General features: G+C 60.6%; 14 protein-coding genes. 8 read left to right on the top strand and 6 right to left on the bottom strand.

Annotation, left to right across the window (positions count from 1 at the left end; genetic code table 11):
* Positions 1–93: 93 nt before the first annotated feature.
* Positions 94–1689 carry a methyl-accepting chemotaxis protein gene (locus G5168_RS01815; protein ID WP_421251771.1) on the bottom strand — a complete coding sequence of 532 codons (1596 nt, stop codon included), beginning with the start codon at positions 1687–1689 and terminating at the stop codon, positions 94–96.
* Positions 1690–1942: 253 nt separating this feature from the next.
* Here G5168_RS01815 and hutW point away from each other — a divergent pair, with 253 nt between their 5' ends.
* A complete protein-coding gene (hutW, locus tag G5168_RS01810; RefSeq protein WP_421208316.1) occupies positions 1943–3304 on the top strand; it encodes a heme anaerobic degradation radical SAM methyltransferase ChuW/HutW in 1362 nt (453 codons plus the stop codon).
* A gap of 98 nt (positions 3305–3402) precedes the next feature.
* Here the strand turns inward: hutW and G5168_RS01805 are convergent, their stop codons facing one another.
* Together G5168_RS01805 and G5168_RS01800 are read right to left on the bottom strand one after the other, a co-directional pair.
* Entirely contained in the window at positions 3403–4803 is a 1401-nt protein-coding gene (locus G5168_RS01805; RefSeq protein ID WP_421251770.1) for a DEAD/DEAH box helicase, read from the bottom strand.
* Between the two features lie 161 nt (positions 4804–4964).
* Positions 4965–5441, bottom strand: coding sequence for a glutathione peroxidase (locus G5168_RS01800; RefSeq protein ID WP_421249196.1), 477 nt, complete (start codon positions 5439–5441; stop codon positions 4965–4967).
* Between the two features lie 338 nt (positions 5442–5779).
* Between G5168_RS01800 and G5168_RS01795 the strand changes: the two genes are divergently transcribed.
* Both G5168_RS01795 and G5168_RS01790 read left to right on the top strand, forming a co-directional pair.
* Positions 5780–6388 (top strand): 2OG-Fe(II) oxygenase, encoded by a 609-nt coding sequence (locus G5168_RS01795; RefSeq protein WP_421249197.1) that lies wholly within the window; start codon positions 5780–5782, stop codon positions 6386–6388.
* A gap of 204 nt (positions 6389–6592) precedes the next feature.
* Positions 6593–7582, top strand: coding sequence for a D-alanine--D-alanine ligase (locus G5168_RS01790; protein ID WP_058057457.1), 990 nt, complete (start codon positions 6593–6595; stop codon positions 7580–7582).
* A gap of 169 nt (positions 7583–7751) precedes the next feature.
* Here G5168_RS01790 and mngB read toward each other — a convergent pair whose 3' ends face one another.
* Together mngB and mngA are read right to left on the bottom strand one after the other, a co-directional pair.
* Complete coding sequence (gene mngB / locus G5168_RS01785; RefSeq protein ID WP_421251769.1) at positions 7752–10406, bottom strand: mannosylglycerate hydrolase; 2655 nt, start codon at positions 10404–10406, stop codon at positions 7752–7754.
* An 86-nt stretch (positions 10407–10492) separates the two neighbouring features.
* Positions 10493–12439 (bottom strand): PTS 2-O-a-mannosyl-D-glycerate transporter subunit IIABC, encoded by a 1947-nt coding sequence (gene mngA / locus G5168_RS01780; RefSeq protein ID WP_421251768.1) that lies wholly within the window; start codon positions 12437–12439, stop codon positions 10493–10495.
* Positions 12440–12686: 247 nt separating this feature from the next.
* On the opposite strand from mngA, the gene G5168_RS01775 reads away from it, so the two are divergent.
* Complete coding sequence (locus tag G5168_RS01775) at positions 12687–13406, top strand: GntR family transcriptional regulator (protein WP_005337027.1); 720 nt, start codon at positions 12687–12689, stop codon at positions 13404–13406.
* Positions 13407–13522: 116 nt separating this feature from the next.
* Here the strand turns inward: G5168_RS01775 and xseA are convergent, their stop codons facing one another.
* A complete protein-coding gene (xseA, locus tag G5168_RS01770; protein WP_421208516.1) occupies positions 13523–14896 on the bottom strand; it encodes an exodeoxyribonuclease VII large subunit in 1374 nt (457 codons plus the stop codon).
* 330 nt (positions 14897–15226) lie between these two features.
* On the opposite strand from xseA, the gene G5168_RS01765 reads away from it, so the two are divergent.
* From G5168_RS01765 to guaA, 4 genes are all read left to right on the top strand, one after another.
* Positions 15227–18433 carry an alpha-amylase family glycosyl hydrolase gene (locus G5168_RS01765; protein ID WP_421251767.1) on the top strand — a complete coding sequence of 1069 codons (3207 nt, stop codon included), beginning with the start codon at positions 15227–15229 and terminating at the stop codon, positions 18431–18433.
* Between the two features lie 623 nt (positions 18434–19056).
* A complete protein-coding gene (locus tag G5168_RS01760) occupies positions 19057–19680 on the top strand; it encodes a YitT family protein (RefSeq protein ID WP_100654792.1) in 624 nt (207 codons plus the stop codon).
* Positions 19681–19944: 264 nt separating this feature from the next.
* On the top strand, positions 19945–21408 hold the full coding sequence (gene guaB / locus G5168_RS01755) for an IMP dehydrogenase (RefSeq protein ID WP_005360033.1): 1464 nt from the start codon (positions 19945–19947) through the stop codon (positions 21406–21408).
* 83 nt (positions 21409–21491) lie between these two features.
* A complete protein-coding gene (guaA, locus tag G5168_RS01750; protein ID WP_019445882.1) occupies positions 21492–23081 on the top strand; it encodes a glutamine-hydrolyzing GMP synthase in 1590 nt (529 codons plus the stop codon).
* The last annotated feature ends 277 nt before the right edge of the window (positions 23082–23358 follow it).

Here is a 23358-nt window from a genome sequence, read left to right as displayed (position 1 = left end):
TGAAGAGGATTGATGAATGCTCGACACCGCCCATCAAGGGTAGTTTGTGGCAACAAGCGCGACTCGGGAGCGCGCTTGTTGCCATTGGCTGGATTACCAGCGGTAGGTTTTCAGCAAGGCCTCCAGTTTTTGACACTGCTCGACCAGCTGGATACTGGCGAGGTTGGCGGCATGGGCCTGACCCAGAGTGTCATTGGACGTATTGCGAATGTCGCTGACCGCGTGATCCACTTCGCTGCAGACCCTGTCCTGCTCTTCTGCTGATTGTGCCATCTGGGCGTTGAGGTCATTGATGCTGGCGATGCGTCCAATGATGTTTTGCATGGCCGCCAGGGTTGCCTCTGTCTTGCTGATGCTCTCACCGGCTTTGCTTTTTGCATCCCCGATCACCACAACGGCGCTTTGGGCCTCGTTTTGCAGGGCGGCGATCATCTGGGAGATCTCCTCGCTGGCGGCGCGGCTACGGTTAGAGAGGGCCCGCACTTCATCGGCTACCACCGCAAAGCCACGGCCCTGCTCGCCGGCCCTGGCCGCTTCAATGGCGGCGTTGAGGGCCAGCAGGTTGGTCTGATCGGCAATCCCCTTGATCACCTCAAGCACACCGTCAACGGCGAGGCAGCGGCTATCGAGTTGCTGGATCACCTGATCCACCCGATCAATTTCTGCCGACATCTCGCCCATATCTATGATGGAGTGCTGGGCGAGGCGGCTGGTATTGGCGGCATCCTGATTGGTGAGGGCGGAGAGCTCGGCGCTCTTGCGGGCATGTTCGCGCACTTCGTGGGAGCTTGCCGCAAGCTCGCTTACAGCGGCGGCAACCTGAGTGGTCATCGACTCTTGCTGACGGGCCGAGTTTTCTGTCTGGGTCGCCACCTGACGGATCTGGCTCGACTCCTGATAGAGCTGATGGGTCGCCCCTTCTACTTCCTGCAGGCTGTGCCTGAAGCCCTGCACCATCTCATTGACGGCACGGGTCATCTGGCCCAGCTCATCCTGACTCTGGTTGAGCAGGGGGATAGCGAGGTTACGCTCTTTGGCCATCTGGAGCATGGTACGTTGCAGTTGCCGCAGCGGGTGTTTTACATAGCGTTGCAATACCCACCACAGCAGGCCGAAACCGAGGCTGAAGACAAGGGCCAGACTGCCGCTCAGGATCAGGTTGTTGTGGCGGATCTCGCCGAAGGTGTGGCTGAGGTCATAACTGATCCGCACTGCCCCCATTACGGTCCCTTCATTGACCTGGTGACAGGTGAGACATTGGGTGCCGCGATACTCCTTGTAGGCTTTGAACGGTTTGATCAGGGTGAGCCGGTTGCCCTGCTGCTCCAGAATGGCTTCGCCTTGATTGATAGCACGCTCATCGAGGGGATCCTGCGCTTTCTGGTCTGGGTGACCCGGGCCAAACAGGTTGCTGACGGCAGGGGCGCGGATCAGGCGAGCCTCGACGATGCCCGCTTCACTCTTGAGTTTGGTCTGCACTATCTGCCGGTTGGCCATGCCACCTGTTATCATCAGCACGTTGACCTGATCCATATAGGTGTTGGCCATGCTCTCAACCTTCTCCTCTGCCAGCCGGATGGCGAGATCCCGTTGCAGCCAGGCAGAGAGCTCGAAGCTGAGGCCAAAGGTGGTGCTGATGACCAGCGCAAGAGGGAGAAAGATTTTCCAGTTCAGGGAGAGGTTATGCATAGTCGGGGCGTTCCATGCGTTGTTGTGTTTTATCTGTTCCAGCTTCATCTGAGCGTAGGCGAGGAGAGCAAGAATGATGGTTCTCTATCGGCACACCATAACCGCTCTTTAGTAAATAATCTGTTAAGCGGATCGGTAATGCTGGTTGCCAAAATGACTTCGACGAGCTGCACGGCTCTGCGGGTTGATCCAGAACAAAATGCCAGTAACGATAATCGTTATCATTGTCATTATTTGCTAAATAGTGACCACCATGAATCTGACCCCTTCCATGACCGGTATCTCCTCGCCGGATCCCCTCAAGTTTGCCTTTAGCGCCAAGACCTCGGCCCACGCCAGTCGGGGAGGGATGCGCCCCTTCCCGCTGGATGAGGCTGGCTGGCAGAGCTGGTGGCAGCGAGAGAGTGAAGCTGAGGAGCGCGCCCTCTACATCCATATTCCGTTTTGCCGCAAGCGCTGCAGCTTCTGCAATTTCTTTGAAAATGGCGCCAACCCGGCGCGGATCAACCGCTATGTCAACGCTCTGTGCGCCTCCCTTGCGCAGGCGGCTGACACCCCGCTGGCGCAGAGCCTGCCATTTTCAGCCGTCTATGTGGGGGGCGGTACGCCGACCGACATGAGCGCCGACGAGCTGGCCATGCTGGCCGCCGTGATCCGCCGTTTTCCGTTGTCGGCCGATGCCGAGGTGACGCTGGAGGGGCGGCTCAACGGCTTTGATGATGAGAAATGGCAGGTGGCGCTGGCCGGGGGCTTCAACCGCTTCTCATTCGGGGTGCAGAGCTTTGATACCCGGGTGCGTCAGCAGGCGGCCCGTTTCGATGACAGGGAGACGCTGCTGACCCGTCTGGGTGAGCTGACCCGGGATGATGCGGCTGTGATCGTGGCGGATCTCATCTTTGGTCTGCCCGGTCAGGATGATGCCGTGTGGCAGCAGGATATCCGCGATGTGATGGCGAGCGGTGTACACGGGGTCGATCTCTATCAGCTCATCGCCATGCAGGGCACCAATCTGGAGCGGGCGCAGGAGAAGGGCACCCTGGATTGGCTCGCCGATGGCCAGCAGCGGGCGGCCATGTATGCCTATGGCGGGGCGCAACTGGAAGCCCACGGCTGGGAGCGTCTCTCTTGCAGTCACTGGCGGCGCAGTCCGGCCGAGCAGAGTCGTTATAACCAGATGGCCAAGCGCGGTGCGGAGATCCTCCCCTTTGGCGCCGGTGCGGGGGGCAGCATTCTTGGCCACGGCTTGATGTATGGACGGGATCTGGCCCCCTGGCACGACGCGCTGGCCAGCGGCAAGCGGGCGCCCGGGATGGTGATGGGGCGCAATCCCAATGCAAGGATGGACGGTCTGCTGCGCGGTGCCCTCGACAGTGGCGTGCTGGCGCTGGATCGTCTGCCGGTCTCCTTGCGTGCTCATCTGATGTCGCTCTTCTCGGCCTGGCAGCAGCATGGCTTGGCTGAGATAAGCCATGAGCGACTGCAACTCACCCTTGCCGGACGCTTCTGGAACGTCAATATGCAGGCTGGCTTGTTCGAGTTCCTGCAGCTCAATCCGCTCGATGGTTCAGCGCCGCCCAGCCATGGTACCGCCGCGGTGCGCCATTCGCTGGTCTGAGCCCGAGTGGAGCATTTGCACGGCTCCGTGTGATCCACAACGAAAGAGGGAGCCTTGCAGGCTCCCTCTTTTGGCTTGGCAGTTAGCGTCGTGCGAGCTTACTCGTCGCTGCTCTCCTGATAGCTGTCGCGCATTGCTTTGGGCAAGCGGCGCATTGGCGCAAAGCCGATATCCTCGCCCACCACTTCCCGCTTGCGGGACTTGTTTTGAGGAGACTGGGCGGGCTTCTTGGAGGCATCATCCTTGGCTTTGCCCTTGCCTGCGGCAGGTTTGCCTTTGGCATTGCTCTTGGCGTTGGCATGGCCGCGAGCCCGGGGCGGGTTCTGCACCGGCTTGCTGCCCGGCAGAGTCTGGCGACTCGGCTTGCCGCTTGGCTCATACCCTTCCAGGATCTCCACGGTCAGGGATTGGCCGATCAAGGCTTCGATAGCCTTGAGCTGACCCAGCTCGTCCTGGCTGACCAGCGAGATTGCCTCGCCGCCACGACCGGCGCGGCCGGTACGGCCGATACGGTGGATGTAATCCTCCGCCATCTGGGGCAGTTCGAAGTTGATCACGTAGGGCAGTTGATCGATATCCAGACCGCGGGCGGCGATATCGGTTGCCACCAATACCCGAACGTCGCCACTGCGAAAATCGGCCAGCGCCCTGTTGCGGGCTCCCTGACTCTTGTCACCGTGGATGGCGACGGTGTCGAGCCCATCTTTTTGCATCTGTTGGGCCAGGCGGTCGGCGATCTGCTTGGTGCGAACAAACACCAGCACCCGCTGCCAGTTGCCACGGCCAATCATGTGGGAGAGCAGCTCGCGGCGCCGCTCCCGATCCACCTGAATGATGCGCTGGTTTACCTGCTCGGCGGCAGTGTTGCTCGGATCCACTTCGATCAGGGTGGGGTCGTTCAGCAGATCATCGGCCAGTGCCTTGATGTCGTTTGAGAAGGTGGCAGAGAAGAGCAGGGTTTGCCGCTCTGCAGGCAGCGCCTTCATGATGCGGCGGATGTCGTGAATAAAGCCCATGTCGAGCATGCGATCCGCTTCATCCAGCACCAGCACTTCCAGCTGGCTCAGGGTCAGGGCGCCCTGGGTCAGCAGATCCAGCAGACGGCCTGGGGTGGCGACCAGAATGTCCACCCCCAGCTTGATGGCGTCCAGATTGGGCTTGATGCTGACACCGCCATAGGCGATCAGAGTCTTGAACGGCAGGTGGTGGGCATACTTGATGATGCTCTCGCCCACCTGTGCCGCCAGTTCGCGGGTCGGGGTGAGCACCAGGGCGCGCACCTGACGTCGGCCGCGGCCATGGTTGGCCAGCAGACGCTGCAACATCGGCAGGGTGAAACCGGCCGTTTTGCCTGTGCCTGTCTGGGCACCGCCGAGCACATCCTGACCAGCCAGAATAGCCGGAATGGCTTGCTGCTGGATGGGGGTTGGCTGTTCGTAACCCAGCTCCTTGACGGCCCGCAGGATGTGCGGGGACAGACCCAGTTCGTTGAATGACATGTTCGAGAGAAACTCCTGAGATGAGCCTTTGGCTCAACGGGCAGCCAGCGTATTGGGGCCAGCCACGATATGGAAATGATAACGGGGGCGTAATATAGCAAAAGAGCGGCCGCTGCGCAGTAGCTGTTGTACCGGCCGCTCTTTTGTATCGCGAAAAGCAATCAGAGCAGGTCGCGGATGGGGGTGACCAGACTCTCCGGCTTGGTGGTGGGAGCAAAGCGGTCAACCACCTTGCCATCACGGTCGATCAGGAACTTGGTGAAGTTCCACTTGACGTTTTCGAGCCCCAGCAGCCCCGGTTTCTCTTTCTTGAGCCATTGATAGAGGGGGTGGGCCTGTTCACCGTTGACATCGCACTTGGCCATGATGGGGAAGCTGACCGGATAATCGAGAGAGCAGAAGCGAGCGATCTCGTCCGCATCCCCCGGCTCCTGATTGCCGAACTGGTTGCAGGGGAAGCCCAAAATCACCAGCCCCTTGGGGCCGAGCTCCTGATAGAGCGTTTCCAGCCCTTCATATTGGGGAGTAAAGCCGCAGCGACTGGCCACATTGACCACCAGTACCACCTTGCCCGCCAGTTGAGTCAGCGGGTAGGGGCTTCCATCCAGTTGTTGCAAAATAAGGTCGGGCAGAGGCATAAGCAGATCCTTCTCGTGGTTATCCGTGGAGTGTCAGGTCGGTTGTGGCGATGAGCGCCGGCCTAACGACATGATGGTGATGTGGCTACGGTATCGGTTGGCTCTTTTAACGGCAAGGTGAGAGCAAGGATCCGTCCCCTTGATTGCAAGGGCCATCACAGTTTCGACAGCCAATACGCTCCTTGGCAGAGCGGGATCACAACTGTCGACAAAAACGCGGGGCGGCGGGCAGCAACTCGCGTATTGATGTTGGGACTTCTCAAGAGAAGCAAACCGGTTTGTGACTTTGCCGGTAAGTCGCTACAAAGCGCCCTCTTTCTACTCATTGTGAGCCAATCTTGGACTATCAAGCTGCCATGGATGCCATTTACACCCGGGGATGGGTGATAGTGGATGATTTTTTGACTGCCGCCGAGGTGGATGCCCTCAAAGCCTGTTTGCCAAGCGAATGGCAACCGGCCGGGATCGGCCGTGACGCCCTGCATCAGGGCAATCCCGACATTCGCCGTGACCAGATCCACTGGCTGGAGCCCTCCCTCGGTGCGCCGGTGGCTGACTACCTCGCTCGGATGGAGTCCCTGCGTCTTGCCGCCAACCGGATGCTGATGCTGGGATTGTTCGACTACGAGGCCCACTTCGCCCGCTATTGCAGCGGGGATTTTTACGCCACCCATCGGGATGCCTTTGCCGGTCGCTCCAACCGCCGTCTTACCACCGTTTTTTACCTCAACAACGACTGGCTGCCCGAAGCGGGTGGAGTGCTGCGCATGTATGACAACAAGGAGCAGTTTCTGATGGATGTCAGCCCCAAGGGGGGCCGGCTGGTCATGTTTCTCTCCGAGGAGTTTCCCCACGAGGTGCTGCCTGCCAATCGCGAGCGCTACAGCATTGCCGGCTGGTTTCGGGTCAATGGCAACGGCATGGGAAGGGTCGATCCCCCGCGCTGAGGGGCAATGTGTCCCGATTTTGACACAGGGGAGACTTTTCACTGCAAGAAGTGGGGTCATGGGTCTCCCATCAGCTGACAAGGGTTGATCTCCCTTGCTACACTGGCGCGCACTTATGTTCGTATCTGGCTTCGTCCGGTTTTTATGGTGGTTGGCTTATCAAATGGTCATGACGAGGCCGCTTTTCCCAAGGGATCACATCTAATGAAGAACATGCATGTCTTGCTGCTGTGCGGCGGCGGTGGCTCCGAGCACGAGGTTTCTCTGCGCAGCGCCAATTTCCTCGAGCAACAACTGGGCCTTCTGCCCGGTGTCGAAGTGACCCGCGTCGAGATGTTCGCCGATCGCTGGCTCAGTGCCGATGGCCGCGAGTGCAAGCTGGGTCTCGACAAGCTGCTTTCGTTTGACAGCGTGGCCCGTCCGGTGGATTACGTGGTGCCCTGCATCCACGGCTACCCGGGTGAGACCGGCGATCTGCAATCCTTCCTCGAGCTGGCCGGATTGCCTTATCTCGGTTGCGATGCCGAGGCGAGCAAGATCTGCTTCAACAAGATCAGCACCAAGCTGTGGCTCTCCGCTATCGGTATTCCCAACACCCCGTACCTGTTCCTGACCGAGCAAAATGAGGCGGCGCTCGCCGAGGCGAAGGCCGCGCTGGCCAAGTGGGGCAAGGTCTTTATCAAGGCGGCCTCCCAGGGCTCTTCCGTTGGCTGCTACTCCGCCAGCAACGAAGCGGATCTGGTGAAAGGCATTGCCGATGCATTTGGTTACTCCGAACAGGTTCTGATCGAGAAAGCGGTCAAGCCGCGCGAGCTGGAAGTGGCGGTTTACCAGTATGGTGACGAGCTGGTGGCGACGTATCCGGGCGAGATCTGCGTGCCGCAGGACAAGTTCTACACCTATGAAGAGAAATACAGCAGCGCCAGCCATACCGAGACCGCATTGCGTGCCGAGGGGCTGACCCAGGCGCAGGCCGATGCGATCCACGAGTATGCCCTCAAGGCATTCCGTCAGCTGAAACTGACCCATCTCTCGCGCATCGACTTCTTCCTGACCGAGGAGGGGGAGATCCTGCTGAATGAAATCAACACCTTCCCGGGCATGACCTCCATCTCCATGTTCCCGAAACTGCTGGAGCATCACGGTCACCGCTTCGCCGACTACCTTGAGCAGATCCTTCGCAAGGCCAGCTAAGCGTGCTCTCCCGCTCGCGGGATGAAGCAGAACCCAATAAAAATCCCCGCCAATTGGCGGGGATTTTTTTATGTCTTTATCAAGCGGGGCAGGCCAGCTTGAAGGGATAAACAGGCGGGTAGAGGATGACTCTTCCCCGCCTGTTGCTACCTGTGGGTGTTACCGGCGGTTAGCCGCGAGCAATCCGAAAGCGCACGCTGCGGGAGTGGCAGGGCGCCAGTTCGCCAAACTCGCCTGCAGCCAGCTCAAGGGGCAGGGGCTGCTCGTCCATCCGCACCGCTTGCCAGTCGCTCAGGGTGTGCTGGCTGGCCACCTTGCCACCCTCCAGCACCGCTTGCTCGCTCGGGTTGTAGACCCGGATCACCAGCGCCTCTTCATCCTCGGCCTTTTTCAGGGCGCTCAGCACCGGACCGGAGGGATCCATGGTGAGCAGGCTGAAGTGGAGCGGGGTGGTGAAGCTCGCCTTGTTGAGCTTCATGGCATCGAACGGGATCTTGTTGTAGCAGCGCACCGGGGTGAGATAGCTGCGCGCTGCCTGCATCACGTTGGCGCTGATGTGATCACCGGCAAACGCCAGCAGGCTGAAACGGCAGCTGAGCTTGCCGCGCACCTGGGAGTCCGGGGTCGGCAGCTTGATGCCGGAGGGGCGACCCGGGCGCAGCAGCAGCTCCTCTTTACCGAGCACGCCGACCCCGCGCAGCAGGGTGAGTGACAGGGTGTCGCACTGCTCGCCGATCACTTCAAACTCGCGCAGACCGTCGCTCAGCACCGCCAGCCCCTGCTTGCCATCTTGCAGGGCGACGAAGTTCATCAGCTGCCAGACCGGAATGGGGGCCTCTTTCCACCCCTCCGCTTTCCAGTTCGCCATGGCGCTGTCGCGGGTGGGGCGGGTGATGCAGCCAAACTGGTTATCGGAGACTACGGTGTCGCTCGGGAAGGGGGTGGGGATCAGCACTCGCACCCTGTGATCATCGGCCTGATTGTCGAGCTCCAGCTCGATGTCGATGCGTGGGCTCTGGTGCGCCAACGTGATGCGGCAGGTGACATCGAGGTGGCCGTTGCACTGGCGGTTGGCGCGCTCGGTGAGGTTGGCCGGCACGGCCATGCGAAGTTTGAGGGTCGCGATGCTCTGCCACGCTTCATGGGTGACCTCACGGGTCACCGCAAACTCGGTGGAGTAGCGCAGCCACTCGTCCCGCGATGGCGAGTAGTCATACTCGTCGCCATCATCGGAACCCTCTTCCAGCGTGAGCACCTGATCAAAGGTGGTGCCGCGCAGCTTGTCCAGGATCTGCAAAGTGCCGTTGTCGTTGAGGGCGATGCGGTAAAAATCGTTCTCCAGCAGCTCGCCGCTGGCCGTCACCGGTTGCTCCACTCCCGGCTGATTGCCTTCGATATGGAGAGTGCAGTAGCCCATGGCAGGCAGCGGATGGCAGAGCTGGATGTCGTACTCCATAAAGGGGTCGTAGTTGCCGTAGTGAACGATCTGTCTGTCCACCAGACCCGGGTCAATCTCGCGCTTGGCGCGGATGAAGTAGGGGATCGGCTGGCCCGCTTCATCGCGCAGAGCAAAGGATTGGGCGCGAATGCGGATGCTGGTGTTGATCACCTCCTGACGGGGGAAGGGCATCAGGTTGAACAGGCAGAGCTTGTCAGCCACCTGTACTCCGTCTTCGCACAGTGCCACCGGCATGTTGTCGACAATCTTGCGCATGTAGAAGCGGATCAGGTTCTCGGCCATGTCGTCGGCCAGAATGAAGCGGGTCATCACCTCCTGATGCACCTTGTCGCTGCAGCAGCAGCCGATGCTGTCATGGGCGTGGTTCTTCATGATCTCCTTCCACATCTTCTCGAGCAGCCCGTGGTGGTACTCGAAGCCGAGCGCCCAGGCGATGCTTGCCAGCGGTTCGAGAATGTTGACGATCTTGTTCTCGATGGCGGCGTGGGCCAGCTTGATGTCCATCCGGGTGGAGGAGATGGTGCGGTGTACCCGCATGTATTTGCCGTCGTTGAACTCCCCCTTGAGGGTGGCCAGCTGGTCGCGGCACGCCTCGATGCGCTCGAAGACCTGCTCGAAGCGGCTCATGTGGAATTCACGCTGGGGGTAGATCTCCCGCAGCTTGTCGATGATGGCGAAGATGTTCTGTTGCAGCGGCATCTGGTCGTGGCCGTTGGGCAGCAGGATATCCTTGGTCACCGAGGCCTTCTCCAGCACCTCGAAGTAGGATTCGAGCCGCTTGCGCAGACCTGCCTCATCTTCCGGCAGGTACTTGCCGATGGCGTAGCCGAGCGGCAGGACCTGGGCGGTCACCTCGCTGCCATCGTTGCTCTGCCAGAGGAACTCGGTCTTGTCGGTGCCGTGACGCTCGGAGCAGCCGCGCCAGAACATGGCACGGTCAATCCCGAAGCCGTTGAAGATGTGGGGTAGCTGGGAGGACATACCGAACGAGTCGGGCAGGTAACCGATCTTCATCGGCTCGCCAAGGCTAAGGCAGTCGCGCATCCCGTAGAGCAGGTTGCGCAGGATGGACTCGCCGCTCACCTGCATGGTGTCGGTCTGGGTGTACCAGGGGCCGATGATGAGCTTGCCCGCTTCCACCAGTGCCTTCACCCGGGCCTTGTTCTCGGGCTGGATGGCGAAGTAATCCTCCAGCACCGCAGTCTGGCCGTCCAGCACATAGAACTTGTAGTCGGGGTCGGATTCAAGACGCGCCAGGATCTCCGCCATGTTGTTGACCAGCAGGATGCGGGACTCCTCGGTGGTGAAGTACCACTCCCGATCCCAGTGCATGTGCGGCGTGATGTGAACTCGTGAAACTGTCATGACAATGATCCTTTGCTGACGCACGGCGGCCCTTGCCTGCCGTGCGGAAAAATAGTCTGTTGAAAAATCGGTGGTGAAGATGAGCCTTACTCTACGGCGACCACCTGATAGGTGCCGCGCTGCATGGCGTGACGGCGCCAGCCGATCAGCACCACAGTGGAGATAAGGGTGCCCACCAGCGCCGCACCGAGCCAGACGGCGGCAGCCATCAGGGCACCGTGGCCGCCATCGTGGAGCAGGAACAGGGAGAAGATGCCGGCCCCCGGGGTGGAGAGACCAATCCCCATGGCACCCACCATGGCGCCGGTAACGACAGAGCCTGCGAGGAAGGAGCCGATCACCCGGATCGGATCTTCGATGGCCATCGGAATGCCACCCTCGGTGATCCCCGCCAGCCCCAGCAGCCAGGTCGATTTGCCGGTCTCGATCTCGAAGGTCTGGAACAGTCGCGGCGCCAGCAGGGTGGAGAAGGTGACGGTAAAGGCCGAGACCATCTTGACCGCGCCGAAGATGGCGTAAGGGCCGTAGACCCCGTTGGCCATGGCGCCGAGGCAGAAGGCGTAGGCCGCCTTGTTGACCGGGCCACCCAGGTCAAACGAGCACATAAAGCCGAGCAGGGCGCCCAGGACCAGCGCATTGGTGCCGGAGAGGCCGTTGAGCCACTCGGTGAGGCTGTTGTTGAGCCAGGCCACCGGCTGACCGATGACAAACAGCATCAGGCTGCCCGCCACCAGAGTGCCGATCACCGGATAGAGGTAAAAGGTGAGAAAGCCGTTGAAGTTGGGGCTAAGGCGTACATGCTGCTTGACCCAGCGCATCAGGTAACCGGCGATAAGACCGCCGACCACGCCGCCGAGAAAACCGGAGCCAATCATGTTGGCGGCCAGTCCCGCCGCAAAGCCTGGGCCCAGCGCCGGTTTGTCTGCCAGCGAGTAGGCGGTATAGGCCGCCAGCACCGGTACCATCAGGGTGCCCAGCATGCCACCGCCAAGCTTGCGATACATCCAGAGCCAGGAGTTCTCGGTATCAAACAGATGTTGCAGGCCGAAGATCTGGGCCAGCAGCACAGAGACGGCGAGCACGGTACCGCCTGCCACGATGAGCGGCACTGCAAAGGAGATGCCGCTCAGCAGCGCCTGCTTGAGCTCGGTCTTGAGGCTCACCTTCTTGCCGGTCTGCGCGTCGCTTTGGCTGGTGTTGGGCGTCGCGGCGGTGCGACCGGCCTTGGCCGCTTCCAGCGCATCATTGAGGATCCGCTCGGCATGGCGAATGGGTTCGGCCACCGGCGTTTCGATACGGGGGATGCCAGCAAAACGCTCCTGCTCCTTGATGGCCACCTCGGCGGCGAAGATGCAGGCCACCGCAGCATCGAGTGCCTCTTGCGGCAGGCGATCCTCGATGCCGTTGGCACCCTGCTTTTCGACCAGTACCCGAATGCCCAGCTTGCGCCCCGCCTTTTCCAGATACTCGGCAGCCATATAGGTGTGGGCGATCCCCGCCGGGCAGGCGGTGACACAGACCACAGTGGGTTTATTTGTATTTAAGTTGTCTTCTTTTTCTGGTTGCTTGTCGCCATCCCCTTCACCATCAAGCAGCGCCATCAGCTGCTCGGCACTCTGGGCCGCCAGCACTGCCTCGCGGGTATCGTCATCCACCAGGGCAGTGGTGAGGGTGGTGAGCAGCTGCATATGGGTGGAGCCCGCCTGATCGGTCGGGATCGCCAGCATGAAGATCAGGTTGACCGGCTCGGGGCCGTCGATCCCCTCCCAGCCCAGCTCCTCGCTCAGGGTAGCGACGGCAAAGGCTGCTTCACGCACCGCATCACACTTGCCGTGTGGCACCGCCAGCCCTTCGCCAAGGGCGGTGGGGCCCTGCGCCTCGCGGGCCATGACCGCCGCCAGAAAGGCGGCCTTGTCGTGCAGCTTGCCGGCCTGATCGAGCCGATCAGCCAGGGCATGAATGGCCGCATCCCGATCGGCAAACCGGGTTTGCAACGTGATGAGATGGGGGCCGGTAAGACTGGTCAGATTCATGATGATCCTCTGTCAGGTTGGCTTGCCAGCAAGCCGTCATGGTGAAAGTGACAGCGATGCTAACAAACCGGTCGACTGATTTTTGTGAGTGGTATCATACAATTCGTTATTTGTATTGTTTTTGTATTGTTTGTTCGAGGTGATTTGTTAGGTCAAATGAGGCCGAGCCGTTTTGTCTGCCGGGCAACTGGGGTAGAATGGCGCCTCTTCCATTTATCATGGCGCAGAGCCGACGAGGTGGCCTTTCGTGTCGAAAAAACCTATGTATCGCCAGATAGCCGACACCATCCAGCAGTGGATTGCGCAAGGGGAGCTGGCCCCCGGCGATGCCCTGCCCACGGAAGCCGAGTTGCGCGAGCAGTTCGGTGTGAGCCGGGTGACGGTGCGCCAGGCCCTCAAGCAGCTGACCGAACTCAACGTCATCGAGAGCATTCAGGGCAGCGGCAGCTATGTGCGGCAGGAGAAGGTGAACTACGACATCTATCAGCTCACCAGCCTCTATGAGAAGGTGACCGATCCGGCGGCCGAGACCCACAGCGACATTCTCGCCTTCGAGGTGATCAAGGCGAGCAGCGAGCTGGCCGAGCGGCTCAATCTGCTGGAAGGGGCGCTTGTCTACTACGTCAAGCGGGTGCGCTTTATTCGTCAGATCGCGGTAACGCTGGAGGAGACCTGGATGCCGCTCGCCCTCTTCCCCGACCTCAGCTATGCGGTGATGCAGGGCTCCAAGTACCACTACATCGAAGAGGTGAAGCAGCTGGTGATTGACCGCAGCGAGCAGGAGATCATTCCGGTGCTCCCCTCGGCGCAGGTGGTGGAGGCGCTCGGTATCGATCCCGCCAAGCCCATTATCGAGAAGGTCTCCCGCGGCTTCCTGCAAGATGGCACAGTGTTCGAGTTCAGTCGCAACTTCTTCAAGAGCGATGATTACAAGTTCACCCTGGTCGCCCGCCGCGCCAAGGGCTGAGCGGGCGCCAGCACCCGAGATGAAAAAGGCCACCACTGTGTTTGCGGTGGTGGCCTTTGTTTTTGGCTGATTGCCGGGCTGAATGGCAGATTGGCTGGTGGTTTGATGTAGCCGCTCTACTGCGCTGAGTCGTTGATAACTTTCTCGACCCGTACCTGCAGGCTCCCTTGCGCCAGAGTGGTGATGAGCTGATCGCCATTGTTGACCTGATCGGCGCGGCTAATGACCTCACCACGCGCGGTGCGGGTGATGGAGTAGCCGCGCCCCAGGGTGGCGAGCGGGCTCACCCCGTCGAGGCGGGCGCTGAGCATGGCGAGGCGGTGACTAGCAAGGTCTTGCCGTTTTGCAATCAGGGCATGAAGCCGCTCCTCGGCCAGCTGATGGCGGCGTTTGCCAGCTGCCAAGAGGCGCTCCGGACTCTTGCCCTGCAGGCGCAGTTCAAGGTTGGTGAGGCGCCGCTCACCCTGATGCAGCCGCTGGCGCAGCAGTTGCTGCAAACGGGTGGAGAGCTCGTCGAGTCGCTGGGATTGTTGCTCCAGCCGCCGCTTCGGATCCTGATGGTCGAGCCGCTTTTGCAGCAGGATGAAATCGTGGCGGGCGGCGGTCTGCTGGCGGCTCATCGCCTGCAGCAGTCGCTGCTTGAGGTGAACGAGACGCTGGGCTCGGGCGCTCTGATCCGGCGCCACCAGCTCGGCGGCGGCCGATGGGGTAGGGGCGCGCAAGTCGGCGGCAAAGTCGCTGATGGTGACATCCACCTCGTGGCCCACCGCGCTCACCACTGGTATGGCGGAGTGGGCAATGGCACGCGCCACCGCCTCTTCGTTAAAGCACCAGAGATCTTCGAGCGACCCGCCGCCGCGCCCGACGATCAGCACATCCACCTCGGCGCGCTGGTTCGCTTTGGCGATCGCCGCGACGATCTGGCTGATGGCGGCGCTCCCCTGTACCTGAGTCGGGTAGATAAAGACCGGTAGATCCGGCGCACGCCGTTTAAGCACCGTCAGCATATCGTGCAAAGCCGCACCTGTGGCTGAGGTAATGAGGCCTACCGCGCGCGGTTCGCGGGGCAGCGGCCGCTTGCGGCTCTCGTCAAACAGCCCCTCGGCGCCGAGGCGGCGCTTGAGCTCTTCAAAACGCAGCGCCAGCACGCCATCGCCTGCAGGTTGCATCGACTCGATGATCAGCTGGTAGTCGCCGCGCGGCTCATAGAGGGAAACTCGCGCCTGCACCAGTACCTGCATGCCATCCTGCGGGCGAAAGGCCACCCGCCGGTTGTTGCCCTTGAACATGGCGCAGCGCACCTGCGCCGATATGTCCTTAAGCGAGAAATACCAGTGGCCGGAGCTTGGCATCGCCAGGTTGGAGAGCTCGCCGGTCAGCCACACCAGCCCCAGATCTTGCTCCAGGATCATGCGCACGGCGCTGTTGAGGCGGGTGACGGTAAAGACCTGCTGTTGCCTGTTTTGGCCGGATTCGTTGCGATAGTTCAAGGCGGTTCCTGCGCACGGTTCCTCGCCAGCGAAGGCGGAGGAGAGAAACAATGTCGCCATCTTACCCCACTTCACCTCGTCCGCCGAGTCAATGGATCAGGTTGGTCACTCCTCCCTGCAAATCGGTGTTGCATGGAAATGAAAGCGCTATCAATCACATACAGCCAATAGCGAAGTCGATGGTGGTCACATTTTGCGCGCATTCGCCATGAATTGGTTATGGGGAACTCTAGACTGATCGGGCTCATCCGAAGGCGGGACTGTAGCGGATGGGGGAATGCCGGGGCACACCGGCATCACACACAAAACAATGAAAATAAAGGACTATCAATGGCTAGATGGATACTCGCGGCCGGATTGTTGGGAACCCTGATCACGGCGCCGACGTCGGCGGCGGAGTGGTTCTTCCGGGGCACCGCGAATGGATGGGCGGCGACCGCAATGACGTCGACGGACGGCGTCAATTTTGATACCTGCCAGCGCTTCGTGAGCGGGGATGCCAGCGGCGGCCCGCGCTTTAAGATAGACAGGTACGGCAACTGGCAGCAGAGCTACCCGGCGGCCGACTACGGGGTCAATGCCAACACGGCGTACCAGATCCGTATCAACGCCAGCACTCAGGCGGTGAGCGCGACGGCGGTGGCCAGTTGCGAGGCCTCGGGGTTTGCCAGCACCTTGCCGCAGCTCAACGTACGCGGCACCTTCAACGGCTGGGCCAGCCTCCCCATGACTCTGGTAGGGGATCACCTGTGGCAGGTGGAAGCCTACATGGATGGCAAGGCGAGCCAGCGCCTCAAGTTTGATCAGGCTGGCGACTGGGCCGTCAACTTTGGCGACAGCAACGGCGACGGCGTGCTTGAGAAAAGTGGCGGCGACATCTTCTGGAGCGCCGTGGGTACGGTGTGCATCCAGGTCAACGACCAGACCCTGGTCTACAGCATCACCCCCCTTGGGGATGACAACCAGCCGCCGCTCGCGGTCATCACCCCGGGGGGCACGGTGAATGTGACCCAGGGGGCGTCACTGACCTTGAGCGGCAGCGACTCTACGGATCCCGACGGCCAGATCACGAGCTATCTGTGGAGCAGCGGCGAGACCACGGAGAGCATCGTCGTCAGCACCACCCAGACCGGCAACTTCACCTATGGCCTCACGGTCACCGACGATCAGGGCGCCAAGGGCAGCAGCAGCGTGAGCGTGATGGTCGGGGCAGGACAGAGCAGCGACAGCTGGTACTTCCGGGGCACGACCAACAACTGGGGGCTCACCCCCATGACCAGCGAGGATGGTACCACCTTCTGCACCGAGCAGGCCTTTGGCAGCAACAACCCCCGCTTCAAGATTGACCACAAGGGGGATTGGGCCGAGGCGTATCCGGCCCAGGATTACCTGGTCAGCGCCAACACCCGCTATCGCATCTGCTTTGACAGCCTGCGCAAGGCCATCGAGGTGGAGACGCTGGCCGGGGCCGATCTGCAGGCCCCCACGGTGACGGTCACCCCGGCCCCGGGGAGTTATCTGGACAACCAGTCCATCACCCTGGGGGTGAGCGACGATCAGGACAGCGCCCCCGCCGTGCATTTCACCACGGACGGCAGCCAGCCCACCACGGCGTCGGCCCGCTATGCAGGCCAGCCCCTGGTGGCGAGCGACAAGGGGAGCGGCACCGATCTGGTGATCCGCACCCTTGCCATTGACGCCAGCGGCAATCAGCGCGAGCAGCGCTTCGAGTACCGTATCGGCGAGCAGGGTGTGGCGAGCGGCGATTTTCGTGCCGAGAGCATCTACTTCCTGCTGACCGCCCGCTTCTATGATGGCGATGCCAGCAACAACTACCATAACCGGGATCGCTACAAGGCGGGGGATCCCCATTGGCGCGGCGACTTCAAGGGCTTGATCGCCAAGCTCGACTACATCAAGGATCTCGGCTTCACCGCCATCTGGGTGACGCCACCGGTGGAGAATCGCTCCGGCCTAGACTACCACGGCTACCACGCCTACGACTTCTACCGGGTCGATCCCCGTCTGGAGTCGCCGGGGGCGGGTTACCGGGAGTTCATCCAGGCGACCCACGCCAAGGGGCTCAAGGTGATCCAGGATGTGGTGCTCAACCACTCGAGCCAGTACGGCCTGCGCGGCAAGACCTGGATCGATCGCCTGCCCGTCAAATACTACGTACCGGCGGGGTCGAGCCAGGGGCTCATCAACAACGGCCCCTATCAGGGCAACCTCGGGGACTACGCTAGCGCCAACCGCTGTGACGACGACAACCCGGCGGCTCCCGACTGGTACAAGGCCCGCTGCCAGTCCGATCCGGCGGGCACCCAGCCTCTGGTGGACCCCAAGACAGGCGCCACCGTGCCGAGTGCTGGCTACAACCCCAACCGCTTCTTCGGCATCGACGCCCAGACCCTGGATCCCGCCTGGTATCACCTGGACGGTTTCATGTCAGGCGGTGACTGGGAGAGCCCGCTCGCCCTGCAGCGCAAACACATGGCGGGGGATTGCATCGATCTCGCCACCGGCAACCAGAACGTCAAGGACTACCTCAACGGCGCCATCCGCCAGTACCTCGACATGGGGGTTGACGCCATTCGCATCGATACCTTGAAGCACATCGAGCGGGACGAGCTGCTGACCTATGTCCACGACTGGCAGGCCCACAAGCCGGGGTTGTTCGTCTTTGGCGAGAACCTGGTCAAGGGCACCGGCTGGGGCTCTGAGCTGGCCAACGACAATGCCTCGGCGGTGATCCGTCCCTGGTGGTATACCCGCACCACGCCGAACCCGGCGGATCCCCGGGCAGGGGGCGATTCCGGCCTCTCTGTGCTGGACTTCTCCCTCTTCTCCACCTTCCGTGACAACGTCACCCGGGGGAGCTTTGGCGGGGTGGGCGGGATCTTTGCCATGGACTGGGTCTATGGGGATGCCACCAAGCTCATCACCTTCTTCCAGAACCATGACGTGGGGCCGGACAACGACTTCAAGTACCGCTACGGCGGGGAAGAGGGCAATGCGGCCATGACCTACAACCTGCTCTGGACGGCGCGGGGCATCCCGACCCTCTACTACGGGGAGGAGGTGATGTTCCAGGCGGGCAAGCCTCAGGATATCGACGGGGCCACCATGACGGTGGATCAGACTGGTCGTGCCTACTACGGGGAGGTGCTGGACAACCCGGCCACTCCGAGCCACCCGCTCTACCAGCACATCAAGCGCCTGAACCAGATCCGCAAGGCGGTGCCCGCCCTGCAGAAGGCGCCCATGAGCCAGGTGAACGAGTGGGGCAGCGGCATCAGCTTCGTGCGTGACCTGAGCGCTCAAGGCAGCTACGCTGCCGTGGGCCTCGCGGCCAGTTCGGCCCAGCAAATAAACCTGAGTGGCCTGAAGAACGGCACCTATACGGATGCGGTGACCGGCGCGAGTCAGAACGTCAGCAACGGCAGTCTGAGCTTTGCGGTGCCCGCCTATTCGGCACGGGTCTGGGTACTGAACGGCCCGGGCAAGGTGGGCGTTGACGGTAAATATCTCAAATAAGGAAAGCCTGTCACAGTGTGCAGCGAGTCGGCCTTGGGGCCGACTTTTTTATGCCGCATATCAAGGGATCGAGGGAGAGGGACCAGACGGGGAAGGCAATAAGCAGTAGCGTCGACATCGCTTGGGAGCAAGCGGCATCCGAGGGTGGCTTGCTCTGTTATGGTGCTTTCGCCCCAAAGTGGTGCGCATCATCGACATTGGCAGCAGGAACCCACCTTGGAGAAATATGCCGTATCCACCCTATGCCCCTCCTGTGACGAGCATGATTCATGCTGCCATGTGGCACCATATCAACATGATCCACTTAATAACGGGCTTTAAAAGGGAAGATGGTGAGCTGCCTTCAGTGTGGCTGGTCAAACATGCTGATGCAGCCTGATGTTTGTCCCATGAATGGGTGTGTTGCTCCTGTCATAGGCAGAATGTCGGAATTTAAATTTGATTTTTCAGCTTATCCTGGATGCTTGTGTTGATTGGCGCTTTTTTTGCTGAGTCTTGTGATGTCGGCAGGGGGGACCGGCAGGGGAAATGGCCAGGGCGCCCGAGTATGCCGACCCCTTCGGCCCAGTGACTGGTGCCCTGATGTCACAGCAAACATGGAGAGGAGTCATATGGAGAGTGAAATGACCATGTCGCCCGTGCCGGCGACCAAAGCCCTGGCCCACACCCTCAAGGACGATGTTTACGGCATGGTGCTCGGGGTCATGTTTATCGCGGTCGGTCTCAACCTGCTCAAGTGTTCCGGCATGATCACCGGTGGCATCGCGGGCATCGCCCTGCTGCTCGCCCATGTCAGCAGTTTGCCCATCGGGGTTCTGTTCTTCATGGTCAACATGCCCTTCATGGTGTTTTGTTACTTCACTATGGGGCGCGCCTTCACCATCAAGACGCTGATCGTCAACGTTACCCTCTCGGCGGCCACCCAGGCGGTACCGCTGCTGCTGACGGTGAGCTATGTCCACCCACTGTTTGCCGCCTTGGTAGGGGGGACCTTTCTCGGCATGGGGGTGTTGTCTCTGGCGCGCCACAATGCCTCCGTAGGTGGCACCGGGGTGGTAACGCTCTGGCTGCAACGGCGCGTTGGCATCAACGCGGGAAAGAGCCAGATGGTGCTTGATGTGCTGGTGTTTGCACTCTCCCTGCTCACCTTGCCACTGCCCTTGCTGCTCTGGTCCACCCTGAGTGCGCTGGCGATGAACGCCATGCTGATGAATTGGCACAAGCCAGGTCGCTATCAGGGAAACTGAACACCCGGCTGCACATAATTGGATCATTGAAAATGCTGTTCCGGGAGGTTGGAGGGAGAAAGGGGCTCAACGACAAAAAAGATCATCTTGTCGTGAAAAAAGGCATGATTACAGCTGAATTTATTAGTTTTTTGCGCCGTTGGCCGCCTAAAAGAGGGCTATGCCATAAAAAATTCAAAAAACTTCTTTACCAGTGACCAATGCGTGAGTAAACTTCGTCGGCAATATTTTACACCCCCACTTCCTCAACGGTGAGATATTGCCATGCTCAGGATTGCCAAAGAAGCGTTAACCTTCGACGATGTACTGTTGGTTCCCGCCCACTCCGAAGTTCTTCCCAATACTGCCGATCTGCGTACCAAGCTGACCTCCGCCATCAGCTTGAACATCCCGATGATCTCCGCTGCCATGGATACAGTGACCGAAGCCCGTCTGGCTATCGCACTGGCCCAGGAAGGCGGTATCGGCTTTATCCACAAGAACATGTCCATCGAGCAGCAGGCTGCCGAAGTGCGCAAGGTCAAGAAGTACGAGAGCGGCGTAGTCACCGACCCCGTCACCGTGCGCCCTGACATGACCATCGCCCAAATCAAGGAGCTGAGCCACAAGAATGGCTTCGCCGGTTACCCCGTGGTGACTGACGGCAATCAGCTGGTCGGTATCATCACCGGCCGTGACGTGCGCTTCGTGATTGACCTCTCCCAGACCGTTGAACAGATCATGACCCAGAAAGATCGTCTGGTCACCGTGCGTGAAGGCGCCCCCCGCGAAGAGGTGGTTGCCCTGATGCAGAAGCACCGTATCGAGAAGGTGCTGGTGGTCAACGCCGACTTCAAACTCAAGGGCATGATCACCGTTAAAGATTTCCAGAAAGCCGAGCGCAAGCCCCACGCCTGTAAAGATGACAAGGGTCGTCTGCGGGTCGGTGCTGCGGTTGGTGCCGGTGCCGGTAACGAAGAGCGCGTCGCCGCGCTGGTGGAAGCCGGTGTTGACGTGCTGCTGATTGACTCCTCCCACGGCCACTCTCAGGGTGTGCTGGATCGCATCAAGGCTACCCGCGACGCCTATCCTGATCTGCAGATCATCGGTGGCAACGTCGCGACCGCCGCTGGTGCCAAGGCGCTGGCTGCTGCCGGTGTCAACGCCGTCAAGGTCGGTATCGGCCCGGGCTCCATCTGTACTACCCGTATCGTGACCGGCGTGGGCGTGCCCCAGATCACTGCCATCTCCGACGCCGTTGACGCGCTGGAAGGCACCGGTATTCCGGTGATTGCCGATGGCGGTATCCGCTTCTCCGGCGACATCGCCAAGGCCATTGCCGCGGGCGCCAGCTGCGTCATGGTAGGTTCCATGTTCGCCGGTACTGAAGAAGCGCCGGGCGAGATCGAGCTCTATCAGGGTCGCTCCTTCAAATCCTACCGTGGTATGGGTTCCCTGGGCGCCATGTCCAAAGGCTCCAGCGACCGCTACTTCCAGACCGACAACGCCGCCGACAAGCTGGTGCCAGAAGGCATCGAAGGTCGCGTGCCGTACAAGGGTCGCCTCAAAGAGATCATCCACCAGCAGATGGGCGGCCTGCGCTCCTCCATGGGCCTGACCGGCAGCGCCACCATCGACGATATGCGCACCAAAGCTGAATTTGTGCGCATCTCCGGCGCCGGGATGAAAGAGTCCCACGTCCACGATGTGACCATTACCAAAGAAGCCCCCAACTATCGGATGGGCTGATAAAACGGGGCCCTGCGCCCCGTTTTTCCACCCTTTTTTATCCCGTGCCCTTTGTGACAACATCAGCCTGATGCAGGAATAAAATGACTAAAGACATTCACCAGCACCGTATCCTTATCCTCGACTTCGGTTCCCAGTACACCCAGCTGATCGCTCGCCGCGTGCGCGAAATCGGCGTTTACTGCGAACTGTGGGCCTGGGACGTAACCGAAGAGCAGATCCGCGAATTCAATCCGAGCGGTATCATCCTCTCCGGTGGCCCCGAGTCCGTCACCGAAGCTGGCAGCCCGCGCGCCCCCGAGTATGTATTCAACGCCGGTGTCCCTGTGTTCGGCATCTGCTACGGCATGCAGACCATGGCCGAGCAGCTGGGTGGCAAGGTGCAATCCTCTACCGAGCGTGAATTCGGTTACGCCAAGGTGGAAGTGCTGGGCGAAGCTGGCAAGAGCAGCGCCCTCTTGCGCAATATTGAAGATGCCATCGCCGACAACGGCAATGCCCTGCTGGATGTCTGGATGAGCCACGGTGACAAGGTCACCACCATTCCGGCCGACTTCACCACCATCGCCCAGACCCCGACCTGCCCCCACGCGGCCATGGCGTGTGAGGCCAAGCGCTTCTACGGCGTGCAGTTCCACCCGGAAGTGACCCACACCCGTCAGGGTGCCCGCATGCTGGAGCACTTCGTCAAAGACATCTGCGGCTGCGAATGCCTGTGGACCCCGGCCACCATCATCGACGACGCCGTTGCCCGCATCCGCGAGCAGGTAGGTGACGATGAAGTGATCCTCGGTCTCTCCGGCGGTGTCGACTCCTCCGTGGTTGCCATGCTGGTGCACCGCGCCATCGGCGATCGCCTGACCTGCGTCTTCGTGGACAACGGTCTGCTGCGTCTGAACGAAGGCGAGCAGGTGATGGAGATGTTTGGTGACCACTTTGGTCTGAACATCATCAAGGTTGAAGCGGAAGAGCGCTTCCTCTCTGCCCTGGCCGGTGTTGACGAGCCGGAAGCCAAGCGTAAGATCATCGGCCGCGTTTTCGTCGAAGTGTTTGATGATGAAGCGAAAAAGCTGAAAAACGCCAAGTGGCTGGCGCAAGGCACCATCTACCCGGACGTTATCGAATCCGCTGCCAGCAAGACCGGCAAGGCCCACGTCATCAAGTCTCACCACAACGTCGGCGGCCTGCCGGAAGAGATGAAGATGGGTCTGGTCGAGCCGCTGCGCGAGCTGTTCAAAGACGAAGTGCGCCGCGTTGGCCTCGAACTGGGTCTGCCCTACGACATGCTCTACCGTCACCCGTTCCCGGGTCCGGGTCTGGGCGTGCGTGTTCTTGGCGAAGTGAAGAAAGAGTACTGCGATATTCTGCGCCGTGCCGATGCAGTCTTTATCGAAGAGCTGCGCAAAGCCGACCTCTACAACCAGGTCAGCCAGGCGTTCGCCGTGTTCCTGCCGGTGCGCTCCGTTGGTGTGATGGGCGATGGTCGCAAATATGACTGGGTCATTGCGCTTCGCGCCGTCGAAACCATCGACTTTATGACCGCCCACTGGGCACATCTGCCGTACGACTTCCTCGGTCACGTATCGAACCGCATCATCAACGAGATCAACGGTATCTCCCGCGTGGTGTACGACGTTTCCGGCAAGCCGCCCGCAACTATCGAATGGGAATAAGCGGCGCTAGCCCTTCTACCCTTCGAGCATAAAAATGCAAAAAAGACGCCCTTGAGGCGTCTTTTCTTTTCTCAATCGTTTGCGCCACATATCTTCTTTTTTCGAGCAGCTTTTTCGCCACCTTGCCCCTGTCATATGTGACAGGGGCATTTTTGCCATCTCGCACTAGGCTCTCTCATGCCAATTGAGCCCGCTGTCAACAGCGGCTTGTGGCTGGGGGGAGGGCTGATCCAGTTGCAGATAGCTGCGCAAACGGGCTCATCGTCATCGCGCCAAC

It is taken from the genome of Aeromonas sp. 600724 (assembly GCF_049175135.1).
Taxonomy (GTDB): domain Bacteria; phylum Pseudomonadota; class Gammaproteobacteria; order Enterobacterales; family Aeromonadaceae; genus Aeromonas; species Aeromonas veronii_A.
The sequence above is the reverse complement of the archived record's forward strand: the minus strand, read 5'-3'. Positions and strand labels throughout refer to the sequence as shown.

Bases quoted from the DNA above. Each gene is read 5' to 3' on its own strand.
- G5168_RS01815 (WP_421251771.1), bottom strand. From the start codon at position 1,689: ATGCATAACCTCTCCCTGAACTGGAAAATCTTTCTCCCTCTTGCGCTG.
- hutW (WP_421208316.1), top strand. From the start codon at position 1,943: ATGAATCTGACCCCTTCCATGACCGGTATCTCCTCGCCGGATCCCCTC.
- G5168_RS01805 (WP_421251770.1), bottom strand. From the start codon at position 4,803: ATGTCATTCAACGAACTGGGTCTGTCCCCGCACATCCTGCGGGCCGTC.
- G5168_RS01800 (WP_421249196.1), bottom strand. From the start codon at position 5,441: ATGCCTCTGCCCGACCTTATTTTGCAACAACTGGATGGAAGCCCCTAC.
- G5168_RS01790 (WP_058057457.1), top strand. From the start codon at position 6,593: ATGAAGAACATGCATGTCTTGCTGCTGTGCGGCGGCGGTGGCTCCGAG.
- mngB (WP_421251769.1), bottom strand. From the start codon at position 10,406: ATGACAGTTTCACGAGTTCACATCACGCCGCACATGCACTGGGATCGG.
- mngA (WP_421251768.1), bottom strand. From the start codon at position 12,439: ATGAATCTGACCAGTCTTACCGGCCCCCATCTCATCACGTTGCAAACC.
- G5168_RS01765 (WP_421251767.1), top strand. From the start codon at position 15,227: ATGGCTAGATGGATACTCGCGGCCGGATTGTTGGGAACCCTGATCACG.
- G5168_RS01760 (WP_100654792.1), top strand. From the start codon at position 19,057: ATGACCATGTCGCCCGTGCCGGCGACCAAAGCCCTGGCCCACACCCTC.
- guaB (WP_005360033.1), top strand. From the start codon at position 19,945: ATGCTCAGGATTGCCAAAGAAGCGTTAACCTTCGACGATGTACTGTTG.
- guaA (WP_019445882.1), top strand. From the start codon at position 21,492: ATGACTAAAGACATTCACCAGCACCGTATCCTTATCCTCGACTTCGGT.